Below are 13,847 nucleotides of genomic sequence, written 5' to 3' on the forward strand. Positions count from 1 at the left end.
CAGTCTTTAATTCAGGTACTAATTAAAAACAAAAAAACCTGCACTAAGCAGGTTTAATGGCGGACGCAGGAGGATTCGAACCTCCGACCGCTCGGTTCGTAGCCGAGTACTCTATCCAGCTGAGCTATGCGTCCGGTGAGTATGTCTTGCGACAGGTCTTACATTTCTAAAGCGTTGCTTGCAGTGCCAGTGTTTCAGATGGCGGACGCAGGAGGATTCGAACCTCCGACCGCTCGGTTCGTAGCCGAGTACTCTATCCAGCTGAGCTATGCGTCCATCTAATCTAAAAACAACTGGCGGAGGGAGAGGGATTCGAACCCTCGATAGAGTTTCCCCTATACACCCTTAGCAGGGGTGCGCCTTCAGCCACTCGGCCATCTCTCCGCGCTACGTTGCGGTGCGTATATTAATGTTTCAGGAAAATAAGTCAAACAAAATTTTAAGCCGGATTGTGCGATTGCCGACCTTTTAGACAATCTGCGCAATTATTCACTAAACTGGCCATTTTTCACACAACAAAACAATAAAAACAATGATTTACAAAAACAGACTTATTGATCATCATCCTGGCTGTAGCTGCCTGGTGTGCCCTTTTCAGCCTGAATTCGCATGTAGATTTCTTCGCGGTGCACAGAGACTTCTTTTGGCGCATTCACCCCAATCCGTACCTGATTCCCTTTAACGCCTAACACTGTGACTGTCACTTCGTCACCAATCATTAATGTCTCACCAACGCGACGGGTCAAAATAAGCATTCGTTTGCTCCTATCCTTTAATCCCAGATTTCCCAGCGATAACTACGACGCTTAGTGTGGTACCAACGCGTCCATGTCTTCAATGATAACTCAGCATTCAAATTTATGAAAATCCAGCGATTAATTATCGCTGCCGAACAAAACCTGATGCAATTTTGCTGCTGTGGCGTCGACTTGTTCAGCCGCCATCAGCACCGAAAGCCGGGTGTCTGTCTGATACACAGACCACAGCTCAATATTCAGCAAATCTAACAACTGATGCACGCGGGCCACTATATCAGCCTGTGTACCGATGCCGTAGCCAACCACCGACAGTTTAGCAAGATTTGCCTGACTGCGGAGGGTGGCGCCCTGACAAATTTTCAGCAATTCCCGAGCTTCCTCAGCCACTTGCTGCCAATCCGCATTGGCCAGTACCCATTCTGTCTTTACTACGCTACCGGCTTCAGTACGGACCATGTCGATGTCGATGTTCCTTGCGCTCAGCAGTTCCAGTACCGCGGACGTCAGCTCCGGACTGGCATGCTCCAGCTGGACCAGCGTCAGACCGTGCTGGCAGGCGATCCCGGACAATAGCGGCTGCTGCGGGATATCGCGGTACAGCATCAGCGTGCCGGCGTCCGGCCTGAAGGTTGATAATACCCGCAATAACACCTGAAAACGGCCGGCATACTCGACTGAGCGCGAATGCAGGACTTTCGCGCCGACACTGGCCAGCTCCAGCATATCGCCATACGGAATAAAGGCTAAGCGCTTTGCCGCCGGACAAATCCGCGGGTCTATGCTGTAGACGCCGTCAACATCGGTATAAATCTGACACTCATCCGCTTGCAATGCAGCCGCCAGCGCCACAGCAGAAGTATCCGAGCCACCACGGCCCAGCGTCGTCAGGTTGCCTTCGAAGTCGCGGCCCTGAAAACCCGCCACGACCACAATATGCCCCTGCTCCAGTTCCTGTTGCAGCCGGTGGGTTTCCACGTGTTCAATCCGGGCACGACCAAATTTGTTATCGGTGCGGATACAAATCTGGTCAGCCAGTAGCGACACTGCCGGATAACCGCGTTTAACCAGTGCTATGGCTAACAGCGCCACCGTGACTTGTTCGCCGGCAGCCGCCAACACATCAAGCTCACGGGGTGCTGCTTTAACATCAATCTGTTGCGCCAGGCCCAGCAACCGGTTGGTATCCCCCGCCATGGCCGAGACTACAGCCACGACTTTGTGCCCGGCCTGCACTGTGCGGATAATCAGCTCCGCCACAGCTTCAATCCGTTCAGTGGTCCCGACAGAAGTACCACCGAACTTTTGAACCAGAAGTGCCACCTGTTACAGCTTCGCTGCCAGATAGTCAGAGGCTGCAGCCAATACTTTGCTAAGCCCTGCGACGTCAGTGCCACCGGCCTGCGCCAGATCAGGTTTACCGCCGCCTTTGCCGCCGAGCTGCTCCGCCGCCCAGCCTACCAACTGACCAGCATTGACTTTATCGGTCAGGTCTTTGGTCACGCCGGCGATCAGACTGACTTTGCCGTCGCTGGCCGTGCCCAGCAGAATCACACCAGAGCCAATGTTGTTTTTCAGCTCGTCGACCATAGTACGGAAGCCCTTTGGATCAACACCGGCAAGCTCTGCAATCAGCACTTTAGTGCCGTTGATGGCCACTGCTTTTTCCAGCAAGGAAGCACCGGCTGCACTGGCCATTTTAGCCTTTAATTGCTCCAGCTCTTTTTCCAGCTGTTTACTGCGATCTAAAGTCTGCACAACACGCTCGCCAATCGACAACACATCGCCTTTTAATAAGGCTGCCACTTGCTGCGCCTGTTGCTCTAACTTATGCAGATAAACCAGCGCGCCAGCGCCTGTCACCGCTTCAATCCGGCGTACACCGGCAGCGATACCGCTTTCGACCACAATCTTAAACAGACCGATATCGCCGGTACGGGCAACGTGGGTACCACCACAGAGTTCTATCGAGAAGTCGCCCATCGACAACACCCGCACATCGTCGTCATATTTTTCGCCAAACAGCGCCATAGCGCCGGCGGCTTTAGCGGCATCGAGCTGCATCAACCGGGTCAGCACTTCATGGTTGGCCTGGATTTGGGCGTTGACCAGCTGTTCGATGGTACGCACTTCATCGGCTTTGACCGCTTCAAAATGGGCAAAGTCAAAGCGCAGGCGATCCGGGCCCACTTGCGAGCCTTTTTGCACCACGTGCGCACCTAACACTTGCTGCAAGGCCGCATGTAATAAGTGGGTCGCTGAGTGGTTTTTACGAATGGCATTGCGGCGTTCGTTGTCAATCTGGGCATCAACACGCTCACCAACAGTTAAAGTGCCGGTGATGGTGCCGCGATGGGCAAAAGCTTTACCGATTTTGACCGTATCCGCGACGGTGAACACGGCACCGGACGCCAGCGTTAAAGTGCCGGTATCGCCCATCTGACCGCCAGATTCAGCATAAAATGGTGTCTGGTCGAGGATCACCAGCGCCTGCTGGCCGTCGATAATAGTGTCGACTTTGTCACCATCGCGGACGATTTCCAGCACGACGGCATTGCCGTGCTGCTGCGTATAACCTGTGAAATCAGTTACTTGCTCTGAAGTTACGGTTTGGTTGTAATCCTGACCAAAGCTTGAAGCGGCCTGCGCGCGTTTGCGCTGTGCTTCCATTGCCGCTTCAAAGCCGGCCTGATCAACGGTATAACCCTGCTCGCGCGCCACATCACTGGTTAAATCGACCGGGAAGCCATAAGTGTCATAGAGCTTAAACACCACTTCGCCCGGGATTTCTTTGCTGTCACCCAGCGCCGCTAAAGCATCTTTGAGCAGTAACAGACCACGTTCCAGTGTTTTGCCAAACTGCTCTTCTTCCATCCGCAGTACTTTTTCGATAATGGCTTGTTTTTCAATCAGCTCCGGATAGGCTTCGCCCATCTGCACGGCAAGTTCTGCCACTAATTTACTGAAGAACACGCCTTTGGCGCCGAGCTGATTACCGTGGCGCACTGCACGACGAATAATACGGCGCAGTACATAACCGCGGCCTTCGTTCGATGGCATCACACCATCGGCGACCAGGAAAGAACAAGAACGGATATGGTCGGCAATCACCCGCAGTGATTTATTGTCCAGATCCGTGGTGCCGGTCACTGCTGCAGCTGCTTTAATCAGGCCCTGGAAAATGTCGATTTCGTAGTTGCTGTGCACATGCTGCAGAATCGCCGCGATGCGCTCTAAGCCCATGCCGGTGTCGACGCTTGGTTTTGGCAGCGGTTCCATCCGGCCATCGGCGTGGCGGTTGAACTGCATAAAGACGTTGTTCCAAATTTCAATGAACCGGTCGCCGTCTTCTTCTGCGGAGCCCGGTGGGCCACCCCAGATATGGTCGCCATGGTCGTAGAAAATTTCTGTACAAGGGCCACAAGGGCCGGTATCACCCATGGCCCAGAAGTTATCAGAAGCAAAAGGGGCACCTTTGTTGTCACCGATGCGGATCGCCCGCTCTTTTGGCACACCGATTTGCTGGGTCCAGATGTCAAAAGCTTCGTCGTCGGTGGCATAGACTGTGATCCACAGCTTTTCTTTTGGTAATTTGACGACTTCGGTTAAAAATTCCCAGGCGTATTTGATCGCGTCTTCTTTGAAATAATCGCCGAAGCTGAAGTTACCCAGCATTTCAAAGAAAGTATGGTGCCGCGCGGTATAGCCGACGTTTTCCAGGTCATTGTGTTTACCACCGGCGCGCACACAGCGCTGCGCGGTCACAGCGCGGCTGTAGCTGCGCTTATCCTGGCCAAGGAACACATCTTTAAATTGCACCATGCCGGCATTGGTGAACAGCAGCGTCGGGTCATTGCCCGGAATTAACGAGCTGCTTGAGACAATTTGGTGGCCTTTACTGGCAAAAAAGTCCAGAAAAGCACGGCGCAGTTGCGCAGAGGTCATGTACATAATGGCTGTCCTAACTATCTGAATGTTGTAATGCGTAACGGATCTGCTCTGAACTAAAGCCCCGGCGCTGCAAAAACGCCATCCGTTTTAATCTTTCTTTGTCTGAACCGGCCGCAAGCTCACCGAATTTCTTCTGCGCACAGCTGCGCGCCAGTTCAAACCAATCAGGTTCGGCGTCATCCAACGCCTGTTGTAATAAGTCATTGCCAAGCCGGTGTTGCCGGCTGAGCTGACGCAGCACTGCCAGGCCCTGGCCTTTGCTGATGCAGTGGCGTAATAACATCTCAGCAAAACGCTGGTCGGACTGGTACTGCTCCTGCTGACAGCGTGTTAATGTCGCCTGAGCGAGCTCGGCAGTCACGCCGCGTTGCTGCAGCTTTTCCAGCAGCTCATGGCTGCTGTGGTCGCGCCTGCTCAGCAAGCCGATGGCGAGTTGCCAGGCTTGTTGCGGTGTCAGTACTTCGGCGTCAGACTTCAAACACTGCCGCCTCATCCGGCCGCGCCGGCGTCAGCACAAAAAACTCCCGGAACGACAGGAAAAAGCTAATCGCCAGCCAGGGCAATATCAGGATCAGCGAAATCATCATGGTAAAAGGGCCGGTTAACACAAGCAGCACTGACAGCACGCCATACAGAGTCAGCGCCGGTACATTACGCCAGCACGCCATAAAACTGGCCTGCAGCACCGGCCACAAACGCTGCTCGCGCAGAAAATAAATCACCGGCACGGCATAAGCAAATAACATTGCATTGATAGCCGCCATCGCCACCAGCGCGAACAAAGCCAGCAAATCCGCCTGCCCGGTTTCCCAGAGTGGCATCTGCTGCTGGATCAATAACTGACTGGGGATGGAAAACAGAATATTCAATGCGGCAAGCCGGATAAAAGCGGCCCGGTGCTGCCCGTCTTTCAGCGGTTGCCAGAGAGTAGACAACGTCAGTGGTTTTTGTTGTTGTGCCCGGACTATGCCTTCATAAAAACCGGCCATTAAAAATGGGCTAAGCAAAGTCGATACTACCGCCAGCAGCGGATGCAGCAGCCCGAGTAACGAGACCGACAACATCAGCCAGAACAACACCAGCAACAGCAGCTGAGCGCGCATCAGCAACCAGCCTTGTTTGAGCCATTCCAGTGCAGCTTTGGCCGGTGCCCGGCGGATCACCAGTTGTAATTTCATTGCGTCATCTCCTGCCACGCCGGACTTTGATCGCCTGGCTTTGCTGTGCTTAACCAGGCCAGGTAAGCGCCGGCCTGCATATCTTGCTCAGCCGGGGCAAAAGGCGCAAAAAACCGCGGCTGTGCCGGGTCAAACGGGCCTTGTTTTACTTCGAGAAAAACTGCGCCGCCACTTGCAGCGACTATGCTGTGCCAGACACCAGGCGCCAGTTCAAGCCCGGTTAACGCTGAACCTGCCGTTAAAGTATTGCGGGCCGTCAGCAGGCCGGCATCATCAAACTGACAAAAATCGATACTGCCGGCTAACACCACAAACAATTCCCACTGATGCGCCTCAACATGCCGGTGCGGCGGCACATAGCTATCAGGTTGAATGGCGATGACCACACGCTGCACCGGCTCAGCAAAATCCTGATGCAGATTTTTGAAGGCACGCCGGCGCGGGCTTTGCGCCGCCGCTTCCAGTAATGCGTTAAATAAGGATTGATCTAATAACATGCCAGCAAATTCTAACATTATGGCCAGGATAAAAGCGCCCTATCATACTGCAATTGCGCCAGCATCCCATAGCGTAAATCGGCCGGACTTTGCACAAAAAAGGTGCCAATGGCACCTTTTTTTCGCAATTCTGCGCAACCTTTGCGATTACTCGCGGACTATTTCCATTTCCGCGGTCAGATTGGTCGCACCATCGACTTTCTCCATTTGCCACAACAGATAGCGGCTGTCGACGTGGATGGAGCGGTTAAGCAGAGGATCATAAGCGTAATTACCGATAATGCCTTCAATCACGCCGTCAAACAGCAGGCCGACCAATTCGGCCTTGCCGTTTAGCGTCGGTGAACCTGAATTGCCGCCTGTGGTGTCGACGGTACTTAAGAAGTTGACCGGCACTGTTTTGAGCTCAGGATGGGCATAAGCGCTGAAGTCACCAGCCGCGATAGCCACAAGCTGCGGCGCCGGAGCGCTAAACGGGCTTTGGCCTGTGTGTTTTTCACTGATGCCTTTGAGGGTAGTAAAAGGCTGATAGGCCACACCGTCGCGTGGCTCGTAGCCTTTGACTTCACCAAAAGTGACCCGCAAGGTGCCGTTGGCATCGGCATAGACCGGTTTTTGACTGGCTTTGTTAAAGGCAATCACCGCTTCCATGACCTTAGGCCGCGCCACCGCCAGTTTACCGGCCTGGTTCTTCTGGTCGTTTTCCAGCGCTAAATCCGTTTCCGCCATCGCCAGCGCAAACTGAATCGCCGGATCTGTGCTGGTTTTGAGTTCATCCGGAGTTTTACCCACCAAGGCCAGCCGTTCGATTTCATCGCCAAGCAACGAAGTCTGATAAATCTGCGTCAGTTTGGTGCGCACTGCGGCCTCGTCAAAAGCCTCAGCGATACCAAAATACTGATCAAACGCCGCCAGGCGCTGCGGTTTTGGCAAAGCCGCATAATGCTTGAGGAAATGCAGAGCGATCTCTAAATCGATGGCGCTGTCATAACTGCGCGACATCCGTTTCAGGCCGGCTTTAAAGCGGTCCAAATCACGTTGCTGATAACCGGTCTCACGTTCTTCATCCGGTTTTTGTTGTTCCAGCGCCAGCCGGTAAAGTTTGCGGCCGGTACTGAATAACTGGGCATAACCAAAATAAGTCAGCACCAAATCACGTTGCTGGGTGGCGGTCTCCGCTTCCAACAATTGCTGCAGGCTCAGCAGCGCTGGTTTGTATTTGGCTTTGCGTGCAGGGTCGGCGTCTATCCAGCGATTCAGCACGGCTTCGAACTCATCCTTTTGCGGCTGCGTAGCGCCTTTTTGATAAGTTTTTATCATGCCGTCATAGTTTTTTGCGTAATTAGCAAGGCCAGCCAGAATTGATTCGTATTTAATCCGCGCTTCTGAACCTTCTGCCGCATGTTGCTTAATCAGCGCGATAGTTTCTTCACGATATTGCCGCGCCGCCGGTAACACTGTGGTGAACTGGTTTTTCACTTCAAACGCGGTGTTATAACGGTTAGTACGCCCCGGATAACCCAGCACCATGACAAAATCACCGGCCTGCACGCCTTTGGCTGACACTTTTAACGAACTTGGTGGCACAAAAGGCACGTTTTCCGTGCTGTAGTCTGCCGGTTTGCCGTCTTTACCGACATAAGCGCGGTAAAACGAATAGTCGCCGGTATGACGCGGCCACATCCAGTTATCGATGTCGCCGCCAAAACGTCCGACGCCATCAGCCGGCGCATAGACCAGCCGCACGTCGCGGATCTCCAGCTGTTTAATCAGATAATATTCCAGACCACCATGGAAGCTGTACACCTCACAGCGATAGCCCGGCGCAGTTTCACATTCGGCCACCAGCTCTTTACGCAACTGTTCAATTTTGTCAAAACGGTCCTTGCCCTGCAGTTGTGGCGTCAGTTCCTGTTTGATTTGCTGCGTGACATTGCTGACCGCTTCGGTCACCAGAATTTTACTGCCGGGCGCCGCCGGTAACTCTTCGGTCTGGGTTTTAGCTAAAAAGCCGCGTTCGATGCGGTTATTCTGCGCTGTGCTGTTGTACTGAATGCTGCTGTAAGCACAATGGTGGTTGGTCAGCGCTAAACCTTGTTTTGACACAAAAGACGCGGTACAGCCGCCGAGGCTAATCACCGCATTCATCGGAAAGGCGGTTAAATCGGCGATCGCTTTGGCATCAATTTGCAGGCCTTTGGCCTTTAAGACAGTTTCGAGTTCCGGCAACTGATGCGGTTGCCACATACCTTCTTCTGCGTTTGCAGCCAGAGCCAGTCCGACCGACAACACAAGCACAGTTTTTTTCATTGATAATTTTCCTTGCTGACGCTGACCCGCAGGCAATGCGGTCAGTCTCCATGAGTGGGCAGGTATGGCACGCATTGTGCGATAAATCTGGCGCGAAAATACAGCCCTTGCCGCAGAAAAACGTCAGACCTTGAAAAAAAGCCGCCGTACCCCCAAATCTGCCGGATAGTCGCCGTCACAAGCAGAGCAAAAAATATGGAAAAACACCTGGAATCCCTGATGTACGCCAGCCGCTGGCTGATGGCGCCGATTTATCTCGGTCTCAGTCTGGTGCTGATTGCGCTGGGTGTTAAGTTTTTTCAGGAAATTTTCCACTTGCTGCCGAATATTCTGCAGACCAAAGAGGCCGACCTGATTTTAGTGGTGCTGTCGATGATCGATATCGCGCTGGTCGGCGGACTCATAGTGATGGTGATGTTTTCCGGTTATGAGAACTTTGTTTCGCGGCTTGATATTGATGAATCCGCGGAAAAGCTCAACTGGCTGGGAAAAGTCGATTCCGGCTCGTTAAAAAACAAAGTCGCCGCTTCTATTGTGGCGATTTCCTCTATCCATCTGCTGAAAATTTTTATGGATACACCCAATATCGATAATGACAAAATTATGTGGTACCTGTTGATCCATATCACTTTTGTACTCTCAGCTTTTGTAATGGGGTATCTGGACAAGCTGACCAAAGAAAAAGTCTGAAATTGACCCGGACTAAGGGCTGGGTTAATTTAGCAGGTCTGCGCTCCGTCTGGAGCCGCGTTCAGACCACGAGGTTTTGCTGTGCAGGGATTTGCGTCAGTTATTTTATCGATCACCCGGTTGCTGACTCTCAGTCTGCTGCTGCTCAGTACACAATTGCCGGCGATGGAAGCCGGGTTACCACTGCTGAAAAATTTCAAACCCAAAGATTACAATGCCGGCACCCAGAACTGGGCTTTGCTGCAGGACAGCGACGGTCTGATCTATGCTGGCAACAATGTCGGCGTGCTGGAGTTCGACGGCGTGCACTGGCGCACACTGGCGACCACCAACCAGTCGGTAGTGCGCTCGCTGGCGCTTGGTTCTGATGGCCGCATTTATGTCGGTGCTAAAGGTGATTTGGGGTACATCAATAAAAGCCGGCCACAAGGCGCGCAGTTTGTCTCGTGGCGCGAACGCATTCCGGCGGCTTACCGTAATTTTCAGGATATCCGCCAGACTTTTGTCACCGAACAAGGCGTGTTATTCGTCGCCCGCTCTTATCTGTTTTTAATCAATGATCAGGAAGTCCGCAGCTGGACCAGTGAATCGGCTTTTATGAAGGCCTTTCAGCTGAACGACCGCATTTTGATTAAAGAACAGGACAGTGGCCTGCTGGAGCTGACCGACGGCCGGCTGGAACCTTTACCCGCCGCCCAGCCGCTGGCCGACAAAGCAGTGTTTATCGCCGAACAATGGGACGAAAATCAGGTGCTGATTGGCACGCGCGACGCAGGCTTTTTTCTGCTGGGCCCGCATGGCATGACCCCCTTCACGCTGCCGGCCAGTGCCGAACTGAACGAGGCGATGATATACACCAGTCAGCGTCTGCGTAATGGTTTGCTGGCCGTCGGGACTGTACGCAACGGCATTTACCTGCTGGACGCCAAAGGCAATATCCATAGTCATATCAATAAGTTTTCCGGCATGCTGGATGACAATATCCGCGCGCTGATGGAAGACCGGCAACAAGGTCTGTGGGTGGCAATGGACCATGGCCTGGCCCGGGTTGAAGCGTCGTCGGCGATTTCGATGTTTAATCATGTGATGGGGCTCAAAGGGAATGTGCTGTCGCTGCACCGCTATGCTGACCAGCTGTTTGCCGGCACCAGTCAGGGGTTGTTCCGGCTGCAGGCCGACGGCGTCAAAGCCGCTCACTTTACTGCCATCGACGGTTTTACCAATCAGACCTGGGATTTTGCTGATTTCGCCGATTCAATGCTCATCGCCAACAACAAAGGCGTGTTTCAATACAAAGACGGTAAAGCCAGCCTGATATACAGCGCGCCGCTGCCAGTCAAAGTGTTGTTAGTGTCACGCCGCGATCCGTCACTGGTCTGGGTTGGCTTACAAAACGGTCTGATCCGGCTGCAGTTTGACGGTCAGCACTGGCATGAACTGGGCCCGGTGGCCGGTATTCAAGGCAACCTGAACAGTCTGGTAGAGGAAAGTGACGGCACTTTATGGATTGGTAGTCTGGCGGATGGCATTTATCGCCTGCAAAGCGGCACGCCGGCATTAATTGACAAATTCACTGAAGCGGCCGGGCTGCCGAGCCTGAACCGCAATTCTGTGCATCGTTGGTCCGGCGGTTTGTTGTTCGCGACCGTCGCCGGATTGTATCAATTTAATCAAAGTACCCAGAGTTTCCAGCTCCATCCGGTGTTTCGCGATTTGTTCCCTGAGCAGCCCTGGGTCCGTTCACCAACTCAGGACAGTGCCGGCCGCATCTGGATGATCAACTGGGACAATCAGACCGGCGAACGTCAGGCCGGTGCCGCAGAAAAATCCGCTGCAGATCAGCCCTATCACTGGTCAGCCGCGCCGCTGTTCCCGCTGGCTGATACGCCACTGGACGTCATTCTGGCCGAAGACGCTGCCGTCACCTGGTTTGGCGGCGCTGAAGGTATTTTCCGTTTTGATGCCAACCGGATCAGCAAATCTCAGGTGGCACATCCGCCGCTGATCCGCCGGGTGGTGAGCCGGGATAATCAGACGCACTTCGCTGGCGGCCATCTGTCAAAACTGGAGCTGGCCGCCGATCAAAATTCGTTGCGGATTGAATACACAGTGCCGCGCTACGGCCATCTGGATACCAACCTGTTTCAGGTGCAGCTGACCGGTAACGACCCCGCCTGGTCGGATTGGCACAATGAAACCTATCGTGATTACACCAACCTGGCGCCTGGCAGCTACCAGTTTAAATTACGCTACAAAAATGCCTTTGGCGAAGTCAGCGAAGCCACACCTCTGCATCTGCAAATTGCCGCACCCTGGTACCAAAGCTGGTGGGCTTATCTGCTGTATTCGCTGCTGGCGTTGTTGGTGCTGAAAAGTCTGATTGGCTGGCGCGTGCGGCCGGTGTTACAGGAAAACAGTAAGCTGGAAGATTTAGTGCGCCAGCGCACGCAGCACCTGGAAGACACTATGCTGATGCTCGAAGGCGCCAAGCAAAAAGCCGAAGCGGCTGCGGTGGCAAAAAGCGAGTTTCTCGCCAATATGAGCCATGAGATCCGCACCCCGATGAATGCGATCGTCGGTTTTGCCCAGCTGGCGCAAAACAGTGAATCCTTCGCCGACCAACAGCTTTACTTAAGTAAAATCACGGCTTCCAGCAAAATATTGCTGAGTATTATCAATGACATTCTCGACTTTTCCAAAGTCGAAGCGGGTAAGCTGGAATTAGAGCAGGTGCGCTTCCGTCTGCAGGATATGCTGCAGCAGATCCGTGATTTGTTTATCGAACAGGCACGGCAAAAACGGCTGGAGCTGCAATTCAGTGTCGATCCGCAGGTTCCGGCCTGGTTGATTGGCGACCCGCTGCGGCTCAGTCAGGTGCTGATTAATCTGCTCAGCAACGCAGTGAAATTTACCGGCCAGGGCAAAGTGGTGCTGCGGGTTGATTTGGCGCTGCAGGTTAAAGTGCCGGAAACGCCGGCCGAAGTCTGGTTGCATTTTGCGGTGCAGGACACTGGCATTGGTCTGAGCCCGGAACAGTGCAGTAATCTGTTTCAGGCGTTCAGTCAGGCCGACAGCTCGACCAGCCGCAAATATGGCGGCACCGGGCTTGGCCTGAGTATCGCGCAGCGTCTGGTGCAACTGATGGGCGGGCGCATCGACGTGCAAAGCCAGGCCGGCATCGGCAGTACTTTCAGCTTTAATATCCGCAGTTACCGGGCCGAATCCAGCGCCGAGGGCAAAGCAGCGCCGCGCACAGATTTAAGCACACCTGCGGTGAAGCCTGCGCCTGAGCCCCAGCCATCCCAAAGCGCATCAACGGCGCCGCAAGCTACGAACGCAAACCGTATCCTGCTGGTTGAAGACAACAGTTACAACCAGACGCTGGCGCGTATCATCCTGCAACATGCCGGTTTTGCCGTCGATGTTGCCGACCACGGTGAACAGGCGTTGTCGCAGCTGCAACAACAGCAGTATGCATTAGTGCTGATGGACGTGCATATGCCAACGATGGATGGCTACACCGCGACGAAATTACTACGCCAACAAGCGGTTTACGCCAAATTGCCGGTGATTGCGCTGACGGCGCACGCTACTGAAGAGTTTCGCCGTGAATGTCTGGAGGCCGGCATGAATGATTTTATTGCCAAACCTTTTGACGCCAGAACCTTGCTGAGCAAAGTGCAGGAGTGGGTTTGAACTTAGGGCCAAGATCTTAGGGAGCAAGCCACTAGCGGTAAGCTGCCAGGATCTGCTCGATTTTTCCTTGCTGCTGCAGTGCGCTGATCCTTTGGTTTAATTGCTGGATCGTCTGCTCAGCCAGCACCGGTGAATACATGCAGCGGATTTGATTGCGTTCAATTTCCACCACGTGCAAATCCTGTTTTTGCGCCAACAGATAATTAAATTCAAATTCAGACACCACGACGGCATTCAGATGGCGCTTTTGCAGGTGGCGCAGACTTTCTGCCGGCGAATAACTGTCGACCCGCTGCAGCTGGCCGCGGGCAAACAACTCAGTTAAGGTCGGATAGACATAACCAAAAGTAGTGCCGACTTTGCCGCTGACCCGCTGGCGAAAATCGGCAAAATCACGATAAGGCTGTGCCGATACGTACAAATCGCGGTGAATAAATAGCGGCGGGCTCCAGCGCAGCTCCGGTTCAGTAAACCAGTCCGGCGTGCCATTGCAGTACAAATCCAGCTGGCCGCGCAGCAGCATTTCGGTGACTCTTTTGCGTGGAATAGCTTCGATTTGCAAAGGCCGTTGCATCGCAGCACTGAGCTGCTGATAGATATCAAATAAAATCCCGCCATTGGGCACCTGCTGTGCGTCCGTCAGCATAAAAGGCGGCGCATCAGCGATATGCGGCACCCGTAATGGCGCCTCTGTAGCCAGCACAGCACAAGGCCACAACACCCAGTGCAGCGGCATAAAAAGGTTCAGCTTGTGTTTCAACCGCAGTCGC

10 protein-coding genes and 3 tRNA genes are annotated in these 13,847 nt (G+C 53.6%); 2 read left to right on the forward strand and 11 right to left on the reverse strand.

Features of this window, described 5'->3' with window-relative positions; translation table 11 throughout:
* Nucleotides 1–57: 57 nt before the first annotated feature.
* From ABNT34_RS16290 to ABNT34_RS16335, 10 genes are all read right to left on the reverse strand, one after another.
* A tRNA-Arg gene (locus ABNT34_RS16290) sits at nt 58–134 on the reverse strand.
* A 65-nt stretch (nt 135–199) separates the two neighbouring features.
* Nucleotides 200–276 (reverse strand) — tRNA-Arg (locus tag ABNT34_RS16295).
* An 18-nt stretch (nt 277–294) separates the two neighbouring features.
* Nucleotides 295–384: transfer RNA gene (locus ABNT34_RS16300), tRNA-Ser, on the reverse strand.
* A gap of 167 nt (nt 385–551) precedes the next feature.
* On the reverse strand, nt 552–755 hold the full coding sequence (gene csrA / locus ABNT34_RS16305; protein ID WP_031568392.1) for a carbon storage regulator CsrA: 204 nt from the start codon (nt 753–755) through the stop codon (nt 552–554).
* 120 nt (nt 756–875) lie between these two features.
* Nucleotides 876–2,078 (reverse strand): aspartate kinase, encoded by a 1,203-nt coding sequence (locus ABNT34_RS16310; RefSeq protein ID WP_348733493.1) that lies wholly within the window; start codon nt 2,076–2,078, stop codon nt 876–878.
* Between the two features lie 3 nt (nt 2,079–2,081).
* Nucleotides 2,082–4,700: an alanine--tRNA ligase gene (alaS, locus tag ABNT34_RS16315; protein ID WP_348733730.1), complete on the reverse strand. Its 2,619-nt coding sequence runs from the start codon at nt 4,698–4,700 to the stop codon at nt 2,082–2,084.
* A 16-nt stretch (nt 4,701–4,716) separates the two neighbouring features.
* The gene (locus ABNT34_RS16320) at nt 4,717–5,184 is read right to left on the reverse strand and encodes a regulatory protein RecX (RefSeq protein WP_348733495.1); all 468 of its coding nucleotides are present in this window, start codon (nt 5,182–5,184) and stop codon (nt 4,717–4,719) included.
* Nucleotides 5,174–5,884 carry a hypothetical protein gene (locus ABNT34_RS16325; RefSeq protein WP_348733497.1) on the reverse strand — a complete coding sequence of 237 codons (711 nt, stop codon included), beginning with the start codon at nt 5,882–5,884 and terminating at the stop codon, nt 5,174–5,176. Before ABNT34_RS16325 ends, ABNT34_RS16320 begins: the two co-directional genes overlap by 11 nt.
* Complete coding sequence (locus tag ABNT34_RS16330) at nt 5,881–6,399, reverse strand: WbuC family cupin fold metalloprotein (RefSeq protein ID WP_348733499.1); 519 nt, start codon at nt 6,397–6,399, stop codon at nt 5,881–5,883. Before ABNT34_RS16330 ends, ABNT34_RS16325 begins: the two co-directional genes overlap by 4 nt.
* 129 nt (nt 6,400–6,528) lie before the next feature.
* Nucleotides 6,529–8,691, reverse strand: a complete 2,163-nt coding sequence (locus ABNT34_RS16335) for a S46 family peptidase (RefSeq protein ID WP_348733501.1) — start codon at nt 8,689–8,691, stop codon at nt 6,529–6,531.
* A 195-nt stretch (nt 8,692–8,886) separates the two neighbouring features.
* Between ABNT34_RS16335 and ABNT34_RS16340 the strand changes: the two genes are divergently transcribed.
* Nucleotides 8,887–9,381: a TIGR00645 family protein gene (locus ABNT34_RS16340; protein ID WP_348733502.1), complete on the forward strand. Its 495-nt coding sequence runs from the start codon at nt 8,887–8,889 to the stop codon at nt 9,379–9,381.
* A gap of 81 nt (nt 9,382–9,462) precedes the next feature.
* Nucleotides 9,463–13,077, forward strand: coding sequence for a response regulator (locus ABNT34_RS16345; RefSeq protein WP_348733504.1), 3,615 nt, complete (start codon nt 9,463–9,465; stop codon nt 13,075–13,077).
* Nucleotides 13,078–13,108: 31 nt separating this feature from the next.
* Here ABNT34_RS16345 and ABNT34_RS16350 read toward each other — a convergent pair whose 3' ends face one another.
* Nucleotides 13,109–13,813: a transporter substrate-binding domain-containing protein gene (locus ABNT34_RS16350; protein WP_348733506.1), complete on the reverse strand. Its 705-nt coding sequence runs from the start codon at nt 13,811–13,813 to the stop codon at nt 13,109–13,111.
* Nucleotides 13,814–13,847 lie beyond the last annotated feature (34 nt).

The sequence above is a fragment of the Rheinheimera texasensis genome, assembly GCF_964031785.1.
In the GTDB taxonomy this organism is placed as follows: Bacteria; Pseudomonadota; Gammaproteobacteria; order Enterobacterales; family Alteromonadaceae; genus Pararheinheimera; species Pararheinheimera texasensis_A.